Annotated in this window: 14 protein-coding genes and 1 other RNA gene; 9 read left to right on the top strand and 6 right to left on the bottom strand. The window is 71.4% G+C overall.

Going from position 1 to position 20,176, the window contains the following annotated elements; genetic code table 11:
* Nucleotides 1-28 precede the first annotated feature (28 nt).
* The 5 genes from ACFWZ2_RS29105 to ACFWZ2_RS29085 form a co-directional block, all read right to left on the bottom strand.
* On the bottom strand, nt 29-2,275 hold the full coding sequence (locus tag ACFWZ2_RS29105; protein ID WP_384550617.1) for a CDP-glycerol glycerophosphotransferase family protein: 2,247 nt from the start codon (nt 2,273-2,275) through the stop codon (nt 29-31).
* A gap of 141 nt (nt 2,276-2,416) precedes the next feature.
* A complete protein-coding gene (locus ACFWZ2_RS29100) occupies nt 2,417-3,298 on the bottom strand; it encodes a carbohydrate ABC transporter permease (protein WP_384550615.1) in 882 nt (293 codons plus the stop codon).
* The gene (locus ACFWZ2_RS29095; protein WP_384550613.1) at nt 3,295-4,644 is read right to left on the bottom strand and encodes a carbohydrate ABC transporter permease; all 1,350 of its coding nucleotides are present in this window, start codon (nt 4,642-4,644) and stop codon (nt 3,295-3,297) included. The genes ACFWZ2_RS29100 and ACFWZ2_RS29095 overlap by 4 nt, the downstream gene beginning before the upstream one ends.
* A gap of 4 nt (nt 4,645-4,648) precedes the next feature.
* Complete coding sequence (locus tag ACFWZ2_RS29090; RefSeq protein WP_384550611.1) at nt 4,649-6,040, bottom strand: ABC transporter substrate-binding protein; 1,392 nt, start codon at nt 6,038-6,040, stop codon at nt 4,649-4,651.
* Between the two features lie 241 nt (nt 6,041-6,281).
* Nucleotides 6,282-9,662, bottom strand: a complete 3,381-nt coding sequence (locus ACFWZ2_RS29085) for an FHA domain-containing protein (RefSeq protein ID WP_384550609.1) — start codon at nt 9,660-9,662, stop codon at nt 6,282-6,284.
* Nucleotides 9,663-10,098: 436 nt separating this feature from the next.
* Here ACFWZ2_RS29085 and ACFWZ2_RS29080 point away from each other — a divergent pair, with 436 nt between their 5' ends.
* The 4 genes from ACFWZ2_RS29080 to ACFWZ2_RS29065 all read left to right on the top strand — a co-directional run bounded on the left by ACFWZ2_RS29080 (nt 10,099) and on the right by ACFWZ2_RS29065 (nt 15,628).
* Nucleotides 10,099-11,778, top strand: coding sequence for a protein kinase (locus tag ACFWZ2_RS29080; RefSeq protein ID WP_384550607.1), 1,680 nt, complete (start codon nt 10,099-10,101; stop codon nt 11,776-11,778).
* A gap of 153 nt (nt 11,779-11,931) precedes the next feature.
* Nucleotides 11,932-13,173, top strand: a complete 1,242-nt coding sequence (locus ACFWZ2_RS29075; protein WP_384550605.1) for a serine/threonine-protein kinase — start codon at nt 11,932-11,934, stop codon at nt 13,171-13,173.
* 405 nt (nt 13,174-13,578) lie between these two features.
* The gene (gene prfB, locus ACFWZ2_RS29070; protein ID WP_384550602.1) at nt 13,579-14,685 is read left to right on the top strand and encodes a peptide chain release factor 2; all 1,107 of its coding nucleotides are present in this window, start codon (nt 13,579-13,581) and stop codon (nt 14,683-14,685) included.
* A gap of 289 nt (nt 14,686-14,974) precedes the next feature.
* Complete coding sequence (locus ACFWZ2_RS29065) at nt 14,975-15,628, top strand: LPXTG cell wall anchor domain-containing protein (RefSeq protein ID WP_384550600.1); 654 nt, start codon at nt 14,975-14,977, stop codon at nt 15,626-15,628.
* A 146-nt stretch (nt 15,629-15,774) separates the two neighbouring features.
* Here the strand turns inward: ACFWZ2_RS29065 and ACFWZ2_RS29060 are convergent, their stop codons facing one another.
* On the bottom strand, nt 15,775-15,969 hold the full coding sequence (locus ACFWZ2_RS29060) for a hypothetical protein (protein ID WP_384550598.1): 195 nt from the start codon (nt 15,967-15,969) through the stop codon (nt 15,775-15,777).
* Between the two features lie 240 nt (nt 15,970-16,209).
* On the opposite strand from ACFWZ2_RS29060, the gene ftsE reads away from it, so the two are divergent.
* The 5 genes from ftsE to ssrA all read left to right on the top strand — a co-directional run bounded on the left by ftsE (nt 16,210) and on the right by ssrA (nt 20,159).
* Nucleotides 16,210-16,899: a cell division ATP-binding protein FtsE gene (gene ftsE, locus ACFWZ2_RS29055; protein WP_055699327.1), complete on the top strand. Its 690-nt coding sequence runs from the start codon at nt 16,210-16,212 to the stop codon at nt 16,897-16,899.
* Between the two features lie 53 nt (nt 16,900-16,952).
* Nucleotides 16,953-17,870, top strand: a complete 918-nt coding sequence (gene ftsX, locus ACFWZ2_RS29050; RefSeq protein ID WP_384550596.1) for a permease-like cell division protein FtsX — start codon at nt 16,953-16,955, stop codon at nt 17,868-17,870.
* A gap of 78 nt (nt 17,871-17,948) precedes the next feature.
* Complete coding sequence (locus tag ACFWZ2_RS29045; protein WP_384550594.1) at nt 17,949-19,145, top strand: S41 family peptidase; 1,197 nt, start codon at nt 17,949-17,951, stop codon at nt 19,143-19,145.
* Nucleotides 19,146-19,163: 18 nt separating this feature from the next.
* Nucleotides 19,164-19,685 carry an SsrA-binding protein SmpB gene (gene smpB, locus ACFWZ2_RS29040; protein ID WP_384550592.1) on the top strand — a complete coding sequence of 174 codons (522 nt, stop codon included), beginning with the start codon at nt 19,164-19,166 and terminating at the stop codon, nt 19,683-19,685.
* Nucleotides 19,686-19,789: 104 nt separating this feature from the next.
* Nucleotides 19,790-20,159, top strand: a transfer-messenger RNA (tmRNA) gene (gene ssrA, locus ACFWZ2_RS29035).
* Nucleotides 20,160-20,176: the final 17 nt, after the last annotated feature.

Genomic DNA, 20,176 nt, shown 5'->3' with positions numbered 1-20,176 from the left:
TGGTTCACACGGGTTCGCCCGGCATGGGTCACGTACGGGTGCTGTGCTGCAGGCCCGCGAAGGCCGCCCGGTCCTGCCGGGCCGCGGCCGACGGCGCGGGGTGCCGCTCGTCCAGGGGCACCACGGACGGCAGCCCGCCGCGCTCGCCGAGCACCACATGGCGTACGACGCGCTCCGCCGCGCGCCCGTCGTCGTAGGCGCAGAACCGCTCACGGAACGCGCGCCGCAGCTGCGCCGAGCGCGAGCCCGCCCAGTGCCCGGTGGCGAAGATGTCGGTGAGCTCGTCCTCGCTGCGCGCGACCGCGCCCGGCGGGAACTCCCGTACGTCGAAGTAGGTGCCGCGGGCCGCCTCGTAGGCCTCCCAGTCGTCGGCGTGCAGCACGATGGGCCGGTCGAGGTTGGCGTAGTCGAACATCAGCGACGAGTAGTCCGTGACCAGCGCGTCGGAGGCGAGGCAGAGCGACTCGACGCTCGGGTGGTCCGACACGTCGATGAGCCGACCCGACGAGCCGGTGAGCGGTGCCTCGTAGAAGTGGTGGGCGCGGGTCAGGACGACGAAGCGGGGACCGAGCGTGTGCAGCATCCGCTCCAGGTCCAGGGTGAGGCGCTGGGTGCGGCGGTAGTCGCGGTGGGTCGGCGCGTACAGCACGGCGATCGCGCCCTGCGGGATGCCGAGCGCCTCGCGCAGCCGTCCGACCTCGGCCGAAGTGGCCTGCTGGAAGCGGTCGTTGCGGGGGTAGCCGTATTCGAGCGTGGTGTACGCCGAGGGGAAGACGCGCTCCCAGACCAGCGTGGAGTGGCGGTTGGCCGACAGGACGTAGTCCCACTTGTCGGCGTTGCGCAGGAGCGCGGCGAAGTCCGTGCCGCGCGCGGCCGCGGGACGGTCCTGGAGGTCGAGGCCCATCTGCTTGAGCGGGGTGCCGTGCTGGGTCTGGACGAGGATCTGGCCGGGGCGCTTGACCAGCCTGCGGTCGAAGTTGACGTTGTTCACCAGGTACTTGGAGCGGGCGAGCGCCGTCCAGTACGCGGCCGTGCCGGGGCGCAGCCTGCGGGTGGCCGTCGGGATGGTGTGGTGGTGCTCGGGGTCGGCGATCCACGCCGTCTTCATGCCCGGCACATGCTCGCGCATCGCGGCCTCCAGGGCGCCGGGGTTGCAGCCGTGGCCGCGCCCCCAGTACGAGGAGAAGACGGCGTGGTCGGCGCGGACCGGCAGGCGCAGCTGGACGCGGTAGTGCAGCTGGAGCAGGCCGCCCCGCAGGCGGCGGCGGGCGGCGGCCGCGTACCGCCTGGCGCGGGCCCGCACGCGCAGCGCCGTCCACAGGCCGCGGTAGGTCCGGTGCGAGCCGAGCCGCACCAGGCCGTGCCGCAGCCGGGTCCTGGTCCGCACCCGGGCGCCGGGGACGCGGTAACGGCGGTAGTGGGCGCGGGCCTTGCGCAGGAACTCGGCGCGGCTGCCGCGCGGCAGCCGGTCCCGCTTGGTGAAGATCGTCGAGAGGTGGTCGACCATCCGCCGGAACAGCACGCCGCGCCAGGCCGCGGAGAGGTCGGGGTGCTGGTCGAGGAAGGCGAAGACCCTGTCGTACTGGTCGAAGATGTCGAAGTGCTTGCGGCTCGTGGTGCCGAGGATGTTGCCCTGGCGGCGCTGGCGGTAGTGCACGCAGACCCGGTCGAGCGTGGCGAGCGAGTCGGCCGCCATCAGGATCGGGTAGGTCCAGGGCGTGTCCTCGTAGTACCCGGTCGGGAAGGTGAAGCCCTCGCGTTCGATGAACTCGCGGCGGTGCGCCTTGTTCCAGGCGACCATCAGGACCTTCAACAGGCCGGGCCGGTCGGCCAGTTCGAAGGGCGCGGGGCCCTCCTCGGTGAGCTGGCCCGCGAACTGGTTGCGCACGGCCTCGCCCGACCAGTACGTGCGCGCGTAGTCGTAGACGAGGACGTCGGGCTCGTCGGTCTCCTTGATCCGGTCGGAGATCGCGTGCAGGGCGCCGGGGGTGAGGCTGTCGTCGCTGTCCAGGAAGATCAGGTAGTCGCCCGAGGCCCGCCGCATGCCGGCGTTGCGGGCCTGGCCGAGGCCGACGTTCTCCTTGAGGTGCACGGCCTTCACCCGGGGGTCGCGGGCCGCGAACTCGTCGATGAGCGCGCCGCTCGCGTCCGGCGAGCAGTCATCGACCGCGATCAGCTCAAGATCAGTGAAGGATTGCTCCAGCACGGACTCCAAGCACTCGTGCAGGTACGCCTGCACCTTGTACGCGGGGACGATGACACTGAACCGGGGCAAGGCACATCCATGGGTCGGCGCGGGCATACTGCCCGGAAACGCCTGAAGGGGTGAGTGAGTTACGCCGGATGTGGCATACGGGGGATAGACGGAAGGAGGCGGCCCGGTGAAGGACCGCCTCCAGGTGCCCGAACGGGCGCGCTACTTGACCGCGCCCGCCATCACGCCGGACACGAACTGCCGCTGGAAGGCGAAGAACACGGCCAGCGGGATCACCATCGAGATGAACGCGCCGGGCGCGAGGATCTGCACGTTGTCGCCGAAGAACCGCACCTGCTGCTGGAGCGCGACCGTGATCGGCGGGTTCTTGGCGTCCGCGAAGATCAGCGCGATCAGCATGTCGTTCCAGACCCACAGGAACTGGAAGATGCCGAGCGAGGCGATCGCGGGCGCCCCGAGCGGCATCACGACGCGGACGAAGAGCCGCAGTTCACCGGCGCCGTCGAGCCGTGCCGCCTCCAGGAGTTCGCGCGGGATCTCCGCGAAGAAGTTCCGCAGCAGGAAGATCGCGAACGGCAGGCCGAAGGCGACATGGAAGGTGATCACGCCGATCGTGGTCGCGAAGATGCCGATCTTGCCGAAGAGATCGGCGATCGGCACCAGCGCCACCTGCACCGGCACCACGAGCAGGCTCACCACGCCGAGGAACCACCAGTCGCGCCCGGGGAACTCCATCCACGCGAAGGCGTATCCGGCGAGCGAGCCGATGACCACGACGAGCAGCGTCGCGGGCACCGTGATCATCACGCTGGACAGGATCGAGTCGGTGATCGTCTCGTCCTTGAGGAGGTTGGTGTAGTTGTCCAGCGTCATCTGCGAGGGCGCGCTGAACACCTTCCACCAGCCGCTCTCGCTCATGTCCGCGGGCGTGCGGAACGAGCCGATCAGCAGGCCGACGGTCGGCACCAGCCAGAACAGGCCCACCAGGACCAGGAACACCCGCAGCGCGGTGCTCCCGAGCAGCGCGGCGACCCGGGCGCCCAGCGACTGTTCGGCCTTCACGATCTCGGTCTGGGCGGTCATCGCCTGGCCTCCCGCCGCATGCGCCGAATATTGAACAGCATCACGGGGATCACGAGCAGGAAGAGCAGCATCGCGATGGCGCTGGCCACTCCCGAGTCCTTGTCGAGGAACGCCGAGTTGTAGAGCTGGACCGCGAGGACGTTCGACTCGTCCTTCGACGAGCCCGGCGCGATCACGAAGACCAGGTCGAAGATCTTCAGTACGTTGATCATGAGCGTGACCAGGACCACCGCGAGGACCGGGGCGAGCAGCGGCACCGTCACACGGCGGAACACCTGCCATTCGTTGGCGCCGTCCACCCGCGCCGCCTCCAGGAGCTCGCGCGGCACGCTCGCCAGGCCCGCCGCGATGAGGACCATCGCGAACCCCGCCCACATCCACAGATAGGAACCGATGATCGAGGGCGTGATCAGGGTGGGGCCGAGCCAGTCGACGCCGTTGTACGCCTCGCGGAAGTTCGATGCCGGATAGCGCAGTTGGGCCCCGTCGGCCTCCTTCGGCAGCGCGAAGGTGCCGTCGGCGGACGCCTTGGTGGACGCCACCACCTCGCCGTTCTTGACGGCCTCGATCTTGATGCCGGAGTAGCCGAACTCCGTACGGTCGGGGGCGTTGACCTTGCCCCGGCCCTTGCCGCGCGTGAAGTCCTGCCAGGCCGTGCCGGTGACCCGGTCGGGGTCGGCCTTCGCGGGCGCCGCGGCCTTCGCGTCGTCCGGCATCTCGGCCGGCGGCACACCCGTCAGCGGCAGCACCACGGGCGTGCCCGCCCGCACCGGCTTCTTGGTGATGAAGGCGCCGCCGTCCGCGTTCTTCAGGGGCGAGAGCGTGCTCGGATGCGCCTGCGGGAACGCCGAGGACTCGGTGAACGTGTCGTGCACGCTCACCATGACGGCGTTGGCGACACCGCGGTCGGGGTCCGACTCGTACACGAGCCGGAAGATGATGCCCGCCGCGAGCATCGAGATCGCCATCGGCATGAAGATGATGAGCTTGAACGCCGTGCCCCAGCGCACCCGTTCGGTGAGCACCGCGAAGATCAGGCCGAGGATGGTCGCGAGGGTGGGGGCCACCACGACCCAGATCGCGTTGTTCTTGATGGCGGTACGGATGCTGTCGTCGGTGAACAGCGTCTTGTAGTTGCCGAACGCGGTGAAGTCGCCCGACTCGTCGAGGAAGCTGCGGAAGAACGAGTACCCGATGGGGTAGAGGACGAGCGCGCCGAGCAGCACCAGGGCGGGCAGCAGGAACAGCGCCGCCACGGTCCTGCGGGTACCGGTCACGCTCTTGCGCGAGGTCGGGGCCGGGGGCGGCGCCGTCTCCGGCACACCTCCGGCGTTCGCGGACGCCACCGCGTCAGTCCTTGTAGGCCTTGGCGGCGGCGGTCTCGAGCACCTTCTGCGTGCCCGCGACGTCCTTCGGGTTCTTCAGGAAGTCCTGCAGCGCCTTCCACTCGCCCTTGCCCGGCGTGCCGCCGAACGACTGCGGGGCCTGGTCGGACATGTCGAAGCGGATGTCGTCACCGGCCGCGATCAGGTTCTTGGCGATGCCCCGCTGCACGTCGTTCGGGTACGCCGACAGGTCCAGGTTCTTGTTCGGCGAGATGAAGCCGCCCGCCTCCGCCCAGATCTTCGCCGACTCCGGCGAGGCCAGGAACGTGAGCAGCGCCTGCGCGCCCTTGCTGTCCTTCAGCGCGACGGCGGCGTCACCGCCGACCACGGCGGGGGACTCGTCGCCGACCGCAGGGAAGGGGAACACCTTGGCGTCCGTGCCCACCTTGGCCTTGGTCTCCGCGATCGAGAGCGAGACCATGTCGCCCTCGAAGACCATGCCCGCGGCCGGCTGGTCGCCGCCCTTGAAGGTCTGCTTCACCGACGCGGGGAACTCGGTCTGCAGCGCGCCGTCCGCGCCGCCCGCGACGAAGCCCTTCTTCCCGAAGAGCTCACCGAGCGTGGTCAGCGCCTCCTTGACGGAGGGATCCGTCCACTTGATCTTGTGCTGGGCGAGCTGGTCGTACTTCTCGGGGCCCGCCTGCGAGAGATAGATGTTCTCGAACCAGTCGGTCAGCGTCCACGCCTCGGCGCCCGCCACCGACATCGGCGGGACACCGGAGTCGTAGACCGTCTGCGCGGTCTTCATGAAGTCGTCCCAGGTCTTGGGGACCGAGACGCCCGCGTTCTCGAAGACCTTGGTGTTGTACCAGACGAGGGACTTGTTGGCGGCCTTGAAGTACACGCCGTACTGCTTGCCGTCGACCGCACCGAGGTCCTGCCAGCCCTGCGCGTAGTTCTTCTCCAGCTGCTTCTGCGCCTCCGCGCCGACCGGCTTGGCCCACTTGTTCGCCACGGCCTGCTCGATCGCGCCGACCTGCGGCAGCATCGCGACGTCCGGCGGCTGCCCGCCCGCGACCTTCGACTCCAGGAAGCTGATGATGGGGTCCTGCGCGGGCACGAACGAGACGCTGGCGCCCGTCCGCTTCTCGAACTCGTCGAGGACCTTCAGGAACACCTTGCGTTCCGCGCCGCCCCACACGGCGGCCACGGACACGTTCTGCCCGTCCAGCTTGGGCAGTTGGAGCGCGGACCCGCCTCCCTCGTCGCCGCCCTTGTCCCCCTTGCCCCCGTCGTCGTCATCCCCTCCGCACGCGGTGACGGTGAGCGCGAGCGCTCCCGCGACGACGGCTGCGGCGATCCTGGCGGTGGTACGCCTGTGGTGCGGTGCCCTGCGTGTACGAAGAGTGCTGCGCATCACTGCCCCGTTCTCTTCCCTGGCGAGTCCCGTGCGGTCTGGTCTACGCCCGCGCGGGGAGGGGCGGCAAGATGGCCTGCGCTGTCAACTCGTCGATCGTGATGGCGTTGTGACGTGGCGTCATGTGCGGTGATGGGCGGGTTGCCCCTGTTGCGGGCGGGCGTGCCGCCCCGTTGCGGACAGGGGGGCACGCGGCCGTGGTGGACAGGGGCACGCGGCATGGGCGCGGCGCGGTGCCGGCTCAGAGCAGAGACGGCACCTGGTCGGCCGAGACGGACCGCGCGGCCCGCTCCAACGCGCTGGCCAGCAGGGCCAGGTCCGTGGGCCCATTGCCCAGTTCCCGCACGGGCCGCCGCGCGGGTGGATCGCCCATCCGCTCCCACTCCAGGGGTACGACCGTGGGCCGCAGCGTCGCCGTACGGGGAATCCGCCCGGTCACCCGCCCGGCCTGGAAGGCGGTGCCGCGCCCGTCCGGCGACAGCAGCTCGCCCCGCCCCGGCGCGGGCTCCTCGGGCCCGGCGGCCACCGTGTCGAGGACGACACGGAGCGACGCCCGCCGCCCCAACTCGGTCTCCGGCATCCGCTCGCTGCGCCCCGTGGCCACCACGAGATGTACGCCGAGCCGCTCCCCGTCCCGCGCGACCGCTTCCAGGGCGCGGACGACCGACCCGGCGGCGGGCCGCCCGGGGGAGCCGAGCGCGGGCGACAGGAGCGCGTCGAAGTCGTCGACGAGCACCACGAGCCGGGGCAGCGGCGGCCCCGGCTCGATTCGCTGCCGCGCGGCGGCGGGCCGCAGCCGCAGCGTGGAACTGGAGGGCGGGTCGAGGTCCCCGTCGGAGACCTGGGCGGGCACGACGACGCCTGCGCCGGACGTGTTGGTCGCACCGGACGCGCTGGTCGCACCAGGCGCGCCCGCGCCACCGGCCGCCCCGCCGGACGACGCCCGCTGCGCCACCATCCGCCCCGACACCTCGCGCTGCGTGTGCCACTCGGCGAACCCGAGCCTGCCGAGCAGCTCGGCCCTGCGCTTCAGCTCGGCGGCCAGGGACTGTGCGAACTCCCGCATCCGTACGGGGTCGTTGGCGACCAGATGCGTGGTGACATGCGGCAGGTCCGTGCAGACACCGAGCCCCGCGGCCTGCCGCTCGGCCCCGCCACCGCCGCTGTCCCGCCCGTCGACGAGCACGATGCCGAGCCGGTCGGGGCGCTCGGCGGCGGCCAGGGACGCGGCGACGGAGCGCAGCAGCTCGGTGCGTCCGCTGCCCCCGGGGCCCTCGGCGAGCAGATGCGGCCCGTCCGATACGAGGTCGGCCACGACGGGACCGCGCGGCCCGGCGCCGAGCACGGCGACGGCCCGTCCGCCCAGCGCCTCGGGGTCGTCGGCGGCCGCGGCCCACCGGGCCATCAGCGAGGCGGGCGTGGCCCGCGCGAGCCCCAACTCGTCGAGCAGCCTGGCCGCTTGGGGCAGCGGCGCGGACACGCGCGCGTGCCCCTCGCCGGTCGTGCCGTCCGTCCGCAGGGGGGCGAGGGCCCGCGCGAACCGCTCGGCCCAGGCCGCGGACACCGCGTCCACGGCGGCGACCGTGCCGTGCCCCGCGGGGCGCCCGCCGGCCGTCCGCATCAGCCGCAGCGCGGTCGCCACATCGCCGCTGAGCAGCGCGATCGCACCGCACGCGCGGAAGGCGGGGGACACCGCGCAGGCCGCTTCGTAGGTCTCCGCGATCGGCGAGGCGGGGGACGCGGCCACGGTCTCGGCGAGACACACGACATGGATCCCGGCCCGCGCGCCTTCACCGGCGAGCCGCACGGTGGCCTCGCGCAGGCCGGCGGAACCGGGGTCGCCGTCGACGACGACCACCGTGTACGGCCCCGGGGAGGCGGCGTCGGCACCGGCCCGCTGGTCGGCGATGCGGTCGTCCAGGCGGCGCAGCAGCTCGCCCGTGCGCGCCGCGGCCTGGTCGCGGTCGTAGGCGAGGAGGAGGCGGCAGTCCTGGCCGTGCGTGGGCCGCAGATGGGGGAGCCAGCCGAGCCAGGCCCACTCGGCGGTCCGCTCCGCCGCGGCACGCGCGCGGTCCGTGCTGATCAGCACGATCTCCAGGGCGTCGGGGGAGTGCAGCGCGGCGAGCTGGGCGACGACGGCCCTGGCCAGGCCGGTGAGCCGCTCCCTCGGCCCGGCGAGGCCGAGCGCCCCTGCCTCCCGCAGGCCGACCGTCACGGGCACGGCGGGCAGCAGGCCGCCGGTGCCGCCGTCGGTGGGCGCGGCCCGGTCGACCGTGCCGAGCCGGACCGCGAGGGCCTCCGGGTGGCCGGGGCCGCGCTCCCAGAGGCGAGGGCCCGGGCCGAGCGCCGTGAGCAGCAGGGCGGCGGGGTCGGGCCAGGACTCGGGGGTCCGCGCGGCGGCGGCCACGGCGAGCTCTTCGGGGGTGGGCGCGGGCGGGGCGGCGCGGTCGTCGTCCTCCGTCGCGTACTCCTCGTACACGTCCGGTTCCTGACCGGTCTCGCGGCCTCCGGTCAGGCGGCGGGCCCAGGCGGAGAGGCCGCCGCGCTTGCGCAGTCCGCGCGGCACGGTCGTCCCGCGCGCGGGGGTCCCGGTGCGGGTGCGCTCGGCGTCGGGCGCGCTGCCCTGCTGCGGTACGACGCCGGGGCCGGGGGCACCGACGGCTCCGTACGCATCGTGGACGCCCCTCGCGCCCTGTCCTTCGTGGGCGCCCTGCGCCGCTTGAGTCCCCTGGATTCCGTACGCCTGGTTTCCGTACGCCCCAAGTGCGCCGTGCGCTCCGGGTGCCCCCTGGATGCCCTGCGGCCCCTGGACGTCGTACGCCCCGCTCCGGCCCGCCTCGCCCGGCGCGCCCCAGCTCGCCGAGCCGTACGCGTGGTGGGTGGGCCCCTCGGGTGCGCGCACCGGCTCCAGGGAGACGCGCTCCGGTGCTCCCGCGGTCCGCACGCGCACGTGCCCCTCGCCGTCCGGGGCGGTCGGGAGCGCGCCGCCGGTGCCCGTGCCGCGGCCCGTGTCCAGGCAGCCGTCCGCGAGGCGGAGCGCGGACTCGCCGATGCGCAGCAGGGAGCCGGGCGCGAGGCGGACCGGGCGGCCCGTGACCTCCCTGCCGTCCACCGATGTGCCGTTCGTGGAGCCGAGGTCCGTGACCGTGACGCGGCCGTCGTCGGCGAGCGTGACCGCACAGTGCAGCCGGGAGACGTCGGGGTCGTCCAGCGGGACGTCGGCCTCCATGGAGCGGCCGACGCGGATCTGGCCGCCGTGCAGCAGATGGACGCCGCCCGCGTCCGGGCCCGCGACCACATGCAACTGGGCGGCCGCACCGGCCAGTTCGGGACCCGGCTCGGCGGGGGCGCCGAGGGAGAGCACCGCGCCGTCGATCAAGGGGGGCTCGCCGATCGTGCAGCGCTGGGCGTCGAGGCGCTCCGCGTCCGCGTACAGCACAAGGGGGGCGTCGCTGCCCGCGACGGCCGTGGCGAGGCCCGAGGCCACCGCCGCGAGCGCGGTCCCCGCGGGCGCGGTGACCAGGACGTCACAGGCGCCATGAACCCCGCTCGCCGCCATGGGGCGGCCTTGCTGCTCGGTCTGGCCGCTGCGCGGCCCGAGGACGGTCAGCCGGATCTGCATCGCCGTCAGCGGTCCCTTCTGCGCTGGGCGCCCGGCACGGGGACTCGCGCTGTGATTCCCCCCACCGCACACGGGCACGTCGGCCAGTACTGGAGGCATCCTCGCACCTGCCACTGACAACACGCCCGGCGGCCACCCGTAAGTGATCTTGATTGGTCGCCTCTGCTCGGAAAAGTGCCTGCTTGGACCGTTGTGGATATTCGACGGAGGTCTCGTGCGAAGGTCAATTCGGGACCACTCGGCAACCAATGGCCACGGCTGAGCGTCTTCCCTGCGAACAGCCGTCCGGAAGAATCCGGAACGATTCCGGCAGGAAACAGCCGGGCGGAATCCGACCCGCCGGTGCCCCGTTCGGCGGCACTACAGTGGGTCGGAACACCTTCGGCCGGAGGCCGGAGCGCCAAGGACCACCAGGAACCAGCAGGGAGCGCATGACGTGCGGCCGGTAGGCAGCAAGTACCTGCTCGAGGAGCCGCTCGGGCGCGGCGCCACGGGCACCGTCTGGCGAGCCCGCCAGCGGGAGACCGCGGGTGCCGAGGCGGCCGTTCCGGGCCAGCCCGGCGAGACCGTCGCGATCAAGGTCCTCAAGGAAGAGCTCGCCAACGACGCGGACGTCGTGATGCGCTTCCTCAGGGAGCGGTCCGTCCTGCTCAGGCTGACGCACGAGAACATCGTCAGAACGCGTGACCTGGTCGTCGAAGGCGATCTGCTCGCCCTGGTCATGGACCTCGTCGAGGGCCCCGACCTGCACCGCTACCTGCGCGAGAACGGCCCGTTCACGCCGGTCGCCGCCGCCCTGCTCACCGCCCAGATCGCCGACGCGCTCGCGGCGAGCCACGCGGACGGCGTCGTGCACCGCGACCTCAAGCCCGCGAACGTCCTGCTGAAGTGGGACTCCGACGAAGCAGCGGGCATGCACCCGATGCTCACCGACTTCGGCATCGCGCGCCTCGCGGACTCCCCGGGCCTGACCCGCACCCACGAATTCGTCGGCACGCCCGCGTACGTCGCGCCGGAGTCCGCCGAAGGCCGTCCGCAGACCAGCGCCGTCGACATCTACGGCGCGGGCATCCTGCTGTACGAGCTGGTCACCGGGCGCCCGCCGTTCGCCGGCGGCTCCGCGCTCGAAGTCCTGCACCAGCACCTCAGCGCCGAGCCGCGCCGCCCCTCGACCGTCCCCGACCCGCTGTGGACCGTCATCGAGCGCTGCCTCGACAAGAACCCGGACCGCCGCCCCAGCGCCGAGAACCTCGCCCGCGGCCTGCGCGCCGTCGCCGAGGGCGTCGGCGTGCACTCCACCCCGGCGCAGATCGCCGCCGCGGAGGGCGTGGGCGCGCTGCTCATGCCGGACCCGGCGCCCGCCCACGTCCCGGAGACCCCGGGCGCCGCCGACCCCACCCAGGTCCTCCCGAACAACGCGGGTTCGTACGACCCGAACGCGGCGACCAGCGTCATGCAGAGCACCGGCGGTCCCGGCGACGCCGACCCCACCTCCGTACTGCCGAACAACCGCGGTGCCGCCGACCCGACGGCCGTCATGCCGCCCGTCCCGCAGAACGCGCCCGGCGGCGACCCGAACGACCCGCACCCCTGGCAGAACCAGATGCGGGCGGCCCGCGACCGCAACGAACAGACCCAGTACCAGGCCTACCTGGACCCCGACCAGGACCCGCTGCGCCGCCGCCCCCAGCGCCAGGTCGCCCGCCCCCAGCAGCAGCCGCCGCGCCCGCAGCAGTACGCGCAGCAGCAGCCGCGCGGGCAGCAGCGCCCGCCGCAGGGGTACGCGCCCCAGCAGCCCCAACAGCCCCACCACCCGCAGCAGCAGCCACAGCCGCAGCACTACGCGGCGCCCCCGCAGCAGCAGCCGCCCCAGCAGCCCGCCCCGCGCCCCGCGCGCGAACCGCGGCAGCGCAGTGCCAACCGGATGAAGATCCCGGGCCTCGGCTGCCTCAAGGGCTGCCTGTTCGTGATCGTCATCCTCTTCGTCGCGAGCTGGCTGGTGTGGGAATTCAGCCCGCTCCAGGACTGGATCGGCACGACCAAGGGGTACTGGGAGCAGCTGACGGACTGGTACGACACGGTCAGCGGCTGGATGGGCAGGATCGGCGGCAACTAGGCCCCGTTCGGCCCGGAGCGGGCATCGGGGCGGACAATCCCCGGACCGCTCTGGGGATTTGTCGACATCTGCAGAGTGATTTCTGCTCCCGGAGTGAAGGTTGGCGGCAAGGCCGCGTAGTTTTGTCGCCAACACGCATCCGTAGGAGCAGTCTTGACGCGCAAGATCGGCAGCCGGTACACCGCCCACCAGATCCTGGGCCGTGGCAGCGCCGGCACGGTGTGGCTGGGCGAGGGACCCGAGGGCCCCGTCGCCATCAAGCTGCTGCGCGAGGACCTGGCCTCCGACCAGGAACTCGTCGGCCGCTTCGTCCAGGAGCGCACCGCGCTCCTCAGCCTCGACCACGCGCGCGTGGTGGGCGTCCACGACCTCGTCGTCGACGGCAACGACCTCGCCCTGGTCATGGACCTCGTCCGCGGCACGGACCTGCGCACCCGCCTCGACCGCGAGCGCCGCCTCGCCCCCGAGGCCGCGGTCGCCATCGTCGCGGACGTCGCCGACGGCCTCGCCGCCGCGCACGCCGCGGGCATCGTCCACCGCGACGTCAAGCCCGAGAACGTACTCCTGGACATGCAGGGCCCCCTCGGCCCCGGCGGCGCGCACCCCGCCCTCCTCACGGACTTCGGGGTCGCCAAGCTCATCGACTCCCCGCGCCGCACCCGCGCCACGAAGATCATCGGCACCCCGGACTATCTCGCCCCCGAGATCATCGAGGGCCTGCCGCCGCGCGCGGCCGTCGACATCTACGCCCTCGCCACGGTCCTGTACGAACTCCTCGCGGGCTTCACGCCGTTCGGCGGGGGCCACCCGGGAGCGGTTCTCCGCCGTCACGTCACCGAGACGGTGGTCCCGCTCCCCGGCATCCCCGAGGAGCTGTGGCAGCTCCTCGTCCAGTGCCTCGCCAAGGCCCCCGCGTCCCGGCTGCGCGCCTCCGAGCTCGGCGCGCGCCTGCGGGAGCTGCTGCCGCTCGTCGCGGGCCTGCCGCCGCTGGACGTCGACGAACCCGACACGGAGCCTGCGGCCGCCGACGAGGCGTACGAGGAGTCCGCACCCGAGCCGCGCGAGGCCGCTCCCCGGCGGGGTGCGGTGCCCCTCGTGCCGGGGTCGGCGTCCGCCGACTCCAACCGCGACACCCACACCTCCATGCGGGTCCCCGGGCCCGACGAGCTCGCCGGGGGCGCCCGCGGCACGGCCCGCGCCCCGCGCGCCGCCGGGGCGGCCCGCCCCGGCTCCGCCAAGCACCGCTCCTCGGCCCGGCGCCGCCGGGTCACGCTCGGGGTCGCGGGGGTCGTGCTCGTCGCCGCGGCGGGGATCGGTACGTGGGCCGCCACCAGCGGCGACGACGCGGACGCGCCCCCCGCAGACAGCGGCAACTCGGCCCCTCCGGCCCCGTAACCTCCCTGCCCCCGCCTGCGGCCTGCCGACGGGCACCCCGTCCCGCCGCTTCGCGCCGGATGCTCCCCCACCCACCCGCCCGCCCGATTGCCCGGCACCGGCCCTTTTCTCCGCCTGCGGCCCGTCGGTGCCCGATTGCTCCGCACCGGACGCTCTCTTCGTCTGCGGCTCGCTGGTGCGTGTTGCCCCGCACCGTCCTTCCCGGTACCCCCGGCGGGTGGGGCGGATGCCCCACTGTCCCTACAGTGCCGCCCGGTGCCGGGCAATCGGGCGGGCGGTTGGGGAAGCATCCGGCGCGAAGCGGCGGGACAGGGTACGCACCCACCGGCCCGCACCGGACCAGCCAGGCCCCCGCCCCAGCCCCGCAGGGACCGCCCCGCTTGCGGCAGCCGTTACGCTGGAGGCGTGGCAGTCGTCGATGTTTCCGAAGAGCTCAAGTCCCTCTCCTCGACCATGGAGTCGATCGAGGCCGTCCTGGACCTCGACAAGATGAGGGCCGATATCGCCGTGCTCGAGGAGCAGGCGGCCGCGCCGTCCCTGTGGGACGACCCGGAGGCGGCGCAGAAGATCACCAGCAAGCTGAGCCACCTCCAGGCGGAGGTGCGGAAGGCCGAGGCGCTGCGAGGACGTATCGACGACCTCGGTGTGCTGTTCGAGATGGCCGAGGAGGAGGACGACCCGGACACCCGCGCCGAGGCGGAGTCCGAGCTCACGGCGGTCAAGAAGGCGCTGGACGAGATGGAAGTACGCACGCTGCTCTCCGGTGAGTACGACTCCCGCGAGGCGGTCGTCACCATTCGCGCGGAGGCCGGCGGCGTCGACGCCTCGGACTTCGCGGAGAAGCTGCAGCGCATGTATCTGCGCTGGGCGGAGCGGCACGGCTACAAGACGGAGCTGTACGAGACGTCGTACGCGGAAGAGGCCGGCATCAAGTCGACCACCTTCGCCGTCCAGGCCCCGTACGCGTACGGCACGCTCTCGGTGGAGCAGGGCACGCACCGCCTCGTGCGCATCTCGCCGTTCGACAACCAGGGGCGCCGTCAGACGTCGTTCGCCGGTGTCGAGATCCTCCCGGTCGTCGAGCAGACCGACCACATCGAGATCGACGAGAGCGAGCTGCGCGTCGACGTGTACCGCTCGTCGGGCCCTGGCGGCCAGGGCGTCAACACGACGGACTCCGCGGTCCGTCTGACCCACCTGCCGACCGGCATCGTCGTCTCCTGTCAGAACGAGCGCTCGCAGATCCAGAACAAGGCGACCGCGATGAACGTCCTCCAGGCGAAGCTCCTCGAGCGCCGCCGCCAGGAGGAGCAGGAGAAGATGAACGCCCTGAAGGGCGACGGCGGCAACTCCTGGGGCAACCAGATGCGTTCGTACGTCCTGCACCCGTACCAGATGGTCAAGGACCTCCGTACGGAGTTCGAGGTCGGCAACCCGGAGTCCGTCTTCAACGGCGAGATCGACGGCTTCCTGGAAGCCGGAATTCGCTGGCGCAAGCAGCAGGAGAAGTAAATACCGCCCTGAGCGGCTTTATCGACAAGGCAACTGCCGCCCATTGGGCGGCAGTTGCCTTTTACGTCACAGTCACATCTCCGTACGACGGTCAACTACCCCGATATCGGACATCGCGCACGCAACGACCTTGACGCTGCTGTGAAAAGTGGAAAGGCTAGCGCGCGGCATGCGTATTTCTGGGGCGCGTGTGAGCGGTGGGGGCCGATCGATCGTCCCCGGCGACCGCGCAGAATTCCGCCCCGGGCGCTGCCTCACTGACGATTCAGCTACTGGGGGTAGCAGCCAGATGACCAAGAAGACGCGGATCCGTGTCGCGCGGATAGCCGCCGGTGCGGTGATCGCCGCCGGTGCCTCGCTGACCGCCGCGGGTGCCGCCTCGGCCCTCGACGTCGGCGTGGACCTCGGCGGTGTGGGCGTCGGTGCCCACGCCGACGACAGCGGTGTCGGTGTGGACGTGGGCGTTCCGGGCGAGGACGAGCCCACCGACGAGCCCACGGTGATCCCGACGGACGAGCCCACGGACGAGCCGACGGAGCCCACCGAGGAGCCCACCGAGCCCACGGAGGAGCCGACGGAGCCCACCGAGGAGCCCACGGAGCCGACCGAGGACCCGACGGACCCCACGGACCCCACCGAGGACCCGACCAACCCGCCCACCTCGGAGCCGAGTGACCCGGGCAACGGGAACGGCGGCAACGACACCGACCCCGACGGCGGCGGCTCCACCCCCGTCGAGCAGGGCAAGGGCAAGGACAGCCTGACCGACACCGGCTCCAAGCCGGTCGAGCAGGGCGGCAACAAGGGTGAGAAGGGCGAGCTGGCCGAGACCGGTGCCGCCGAGACCACCTTCCTGCTGATCGGCGCCGCGACGATGATCGCCGGCGGCATCGGCTTCCGCATCCTGCCGCGCCTCGTCGGCAACCGCGGCGCCGCTGCCTGACAAGGGTGACGGCGTGCGTCGCGTACCCGGCGTACGCGACGTGACCGACGTACGACGAAGGGCCCGGAGCTTTCCGAAGCTCCGGGCCCTTTCGTGTGCCTGTGCCGACGATGCGTGCCGACTGCGTGACTCTCTGTGTGCCGCTCCTAGGCGGTCTGGTGCGCGAGCAGCGCGACCGCCGCGATCAGCACCACGAGCAGCGCTATCAATGTCGCGGGATTGAGCCCCGCGAAGGGCCCTTCCTGCTGCTGCAGGCGCTCGCGATTGGCCCGGCACACGGGGCAGCGGCCTTCACTCACGGGCGCTGCGCAGTTCGCGCATACCAACCGGTCTAGGGTCATGCGCTTCTCCTCCCGCACAGTCTCAGCCTGCCCAACGCTACGGGGAACTCAATCGTTCCCCCTACCACTGTGCCAGCTTCCGCGGATTTCGGCGCGGCCCGCCCCCTCTCGACGGTTTCCGACAGGTACATGCCCCGGCACTTCCGAGACAATCCGCGCAACTCCGGACGCCGACTGCGCTGGCGTACCGGCTTCGCGTATGGTCACGCACACCTACCCCCGGCAACCCGTGGTGCATCCGTGATCCGATTCGACAACGTCTCCAAGGCCTACCCGAAGCAGACCCGCCCCGCGCTCAGGGACGTCTCCCTCGAGATCGAGAAGGGCGAGTTCGTCTTCCTGGTGGGATCCTCCGGCTCCGGAAAGTCCACTTTCCTGCGGCTGATCCTGCGCGAGGAGCGCACCAGCCACGGCCAGGTGCACGTTCTGGGCAAGGACCTCGCGCGCCTGTCCAACTTCAAGGTGCCGCACATGCGTCGCCAGCTGGGCACCGTCTTCCAGGACTTCCGTCTCCTGCCCAACAAGACCGTCGGCGAGAACGTGGCCTTCGCGCAGGAGGTCATCGGCAAGTCCCGCGGTGAGATCCGCAAGTCCGTGCCCCAGGTCCTCGATCTCGTGGGCCTGGGCGGCAAGGAGGACCGGATGCCCGGCGAGCTCTCCGGCGGTGAGCAGCAACGCGTGGCGATCGCCCGCGCGTTCGTCAACCGCCCGAAGCTGCTCATCGCCGACGAGCCGACCGGCAACCTCGACCCGCAGACCTCCGTCGGCATCATGAAGCTGCTCGACCGGATCAACCGGACCGGTACCACCGTCGTGATGGCCACCCACGACCAGCAGATCGTGGACCAGATGCGCAAGCGGGTCATCGAGCTGGAGAAGGGCCGTCTCGTCCGCGACCAGTCGCGCGGCGTGTACGGCTACCAGCACTGACGACCCGTATTCCGCACCGCTGTCTGTTCCACCTGATCCACTGAAAGGCCGCCATGCGCGCCCAGTTCGTCCTGTCGGAGATCGGCGTCGGTCTCCGCCGCAATCTCACGATGACCTTCGCGGTCATCGTCTCCGTAGCGCTCTCACTCGCCCTGTTCGGCGGCTCGCTGCTCATGCGTGACCAGGTGAGCACGATGAAGGGCTACTGGTACGACAAGGTCAACGTCTCGATCTTCCTGTGCAACAAGGCCGACGCCGAGCAGGACCCCAAGTGCGCCAAGGGCGCCGTCACGAACGAGCAGAAGGACCAGATCCTCGGCGATCTGAAGAAGATGCCCGTCGTGGACACGGTCACGCACGAGTCGGCGGACGAGGCGTACAAGCACTACAAGGAGCAGTTCGGCGACTCCCCGCTGTCCAGCTCGCTCACGCCGGACCAGATGCAGGAGTCGTACCGCATCAAGCTGAAGGACCCGGAGAAGTACCAGGTGGTCGCGACCGCCTTCTCCGGACGTGACGGTGTGCAGTCCGTGCAGGACCAGAAGGGCTATCTGGACAACCTCTTCGGGCTCCTCAACGGCATGAACTGGGCGGCCGTGGCGGTGATGGCGCTGATGCTCGTCGTCGCGCTGATGCTGATCGTCAACACCGTGCGCGTCTCGGCGTTCAGCCGCAGACGTGAAACCGGCATCATGCGGCTCGTCGGCGCGTCCAGCTTCTACATCCAGATGCCGTTCATCATGGAGGCCGCCGTCGCCGGCCTCATCGGTGGCGCCGTCGCCTGCGGAATGCTGCTCATCGGGCGGTACTTCATGATCGACCACGGTCTCGAACTGTCCGAGAAGATCAACCTGATCAACTTCATCGGCTGGGACGCCGTGCTCGCGAAGCTGCCGCTGGTCCTCGCGATCGGCCTCCTCATGCCCGCGCTCGCCGCGTTCTTCGCGTTGCGCAAGTACCTCAAGGTGTGACAAGAGACCCCAGCACGTCAGGGCGCCGTACGGTTCAACGAGCCGTACGGCGCCCTTCGTTGTCCTAGACTCACCGTCATGTCAGGCCCCGACCGGTTCGCCGACCGGTTCTCCCGTCCCCGCCGCATCCGCCGCGGGGCGACCCTGACATTGGTCTTCGCGAGCGTCCTCGCCACCGGTGCGGCCACCGGATCCTGGAGCGACGCGGCGGACGAAGGCCGGAAATCCTCCCCTCCTTCCGTACGTTCGGACGTCGCGGGCCCCCCGGAGGGCGACCCCGACGCGGCGAAGGAAGCCACCGACGCCGCCGCGGAGGCGATGGCCGACGGCAAGTCCGGCAAGAAGGCCGCCGAGGACGCCGTCAGCCGCAGCGGGGACCGCTGGGGATCGGTCTACTCCCCGGGCGAGTACCAGGAGTTCGAGCAGGCCCTCGACGGCGCGTACACGGGCGTCGGGCTGTGGACCCGGCGCGCGGCGGACGGGCAGATCGAGGTCTCCCGGGTGCAGAAGGACGGGCCCGCCGCCCAGGCCGGTGTCCGCGAGGGCGACCGGCTGCGCTCCGTCGACGGCGAGCGCGTCGCGGGCCGCCCCGTCACGGAGGTCGTCGCCCTGCTGCGCGGCGACCGCGCGGGCACTCCGGTGGTCCTCGGCATGGAGCGGGGCACGCGCGCGTGGAGCAGGACGGTGCACAGGGCGCGGCTCTCCACGGACTCCGTCACGGTCACCGGGCTGGCGGGCGGTGCCGTCCTGATCAAGGTCGCCGCGTTCACCAAGGGCTCCGGAGAGGCCGTGCGGACCGCGGTCCGTGCGGCCCCCGAGGGCGCCGGAGTCCTGCTCGACCTGCGGGGGAACTCCGGCGGCCTGGTCTCCGAAGCGGTCACCGCGGCGTCCGCCCTGGTCGACGGCGGGCTCGTGGCGACGTACGACGTACGCGGGGAGCAGAAGGCCCTGCACGCCGAGCGGGGCGGTGACACGGCCAGACCCGTGGTCGTGCTCGTCGACGGCGGGACGATGAGCGCGGCCGAGCTCCTCACGGGCGCCCTGCAGGACCGCGGCCGCGCGGTCGTGGTCGGATCGAGGACCTTCGGCAAGGGCTCGGTCCAGATGCCGACCCGCCTCCCCGACGGCTCGGTCGCCGAGCTGACCGTCGGGCACTACCGCACCCCTTCGGGGCGGGCGGTCGACGGGCAGGGCATCACCCCCGACCTGGAGGTCGAGGACGGTGCCGAGGCCCGGGCCGAGACAGTATTGACTGGCCTCGGACCCCCCTCGTAGTGCGAAAATGGCCGCACTATGGCGAAGGAAAAGGTAAAGCGCAAGGCGGCCAAGGCCAATGAGAAGGCCCCCGCTCGGAAGATGATCGCGCAGAACAAGAAGGCGCGGCACGACTACCACATCCTGGACACGTACGAGTGCGGCCTCGTCCTGATGGGCACCGAGGTCAAGTCGCTGAGGATGGGCCGGGCCTCCCTGGTGGACGGCTTCGTGCACATCGACGGCGGCGAGGCGTGGCTGCACAACATCCACGTCCCGGAGTACGTGCAGGGCACCTGGACCAACCACTCGGCCACGCGGAAGCGCAAGCTCCTGCTGCACCGGGCGGAGATCGACAAGCTGGAGTCGAAGTCCCAGGAGACGGGTCACACGATCGTGCCCCTCTCCCTGTACTTCAAGGACAGCCGGGTCAAGGTCGAGATCGCCCTCGCGAAGGGCAAGAAGGAGTACGACAAGCGGCAGACGCTGCGCGAGAAGCAGGACACCCGCGAGACGAACCGCGCGATCTCGGCGGCACGGCGCAGGCAGGGGATCGCCTAGCCGCCAGGAATACGCTGGCATGGTCCAGCGTTGGTCACGTACGATGGACGACGTCCCTCACCGCAGGGGCGCCGGGTCGAAGACCCACTTTGAAAAATCAACATGGGGATGATCGGTTTCGACAGCGGATGTCGAAGCAGGGGAAGCGTGTCGAGGAAGCGGCAATGATCTCGTAAACCATATGTCGCAACCAATAATCGCCGATACCAAGCGCGATTCCTTCGCCCTCGCTGCCTAAGTAGCGACTTGCGAAGTGTCAGCCCGGGGCTGTTCCCGACCCGGATCCTGGCATCAGCTAGGGAACTAAACTTCTAGACCCGGTCACGGGGCCTAGGAGGAAATCAAACAGTGACTGGGCCCGTCGGCGACTTGTTCGCGTGATCACCGGGGCCGAGAAAATCGCAGCGAACTGCACACGGAGAAGCCCTGATTCCGCACCGTTGGACGCGGGTTCGATTCCCGCCATCTCCACCAGGCGTCACTCCGGGGGC

Origin of the sequence: Streptomyces sp. NPDC059002 (genome assembly GCF_042740435.1) — a bacterium.
In the GTDB taxonomy this organism is placed as follows: domain Bacteria; phylum Actinomycetota; class Actinomycetes; order Streptomycetales; family Streptomycetaceae; genus Streptomyces.
This window is presented reverse-complemented; position numbering and strand designations above follow the sequence as displayed.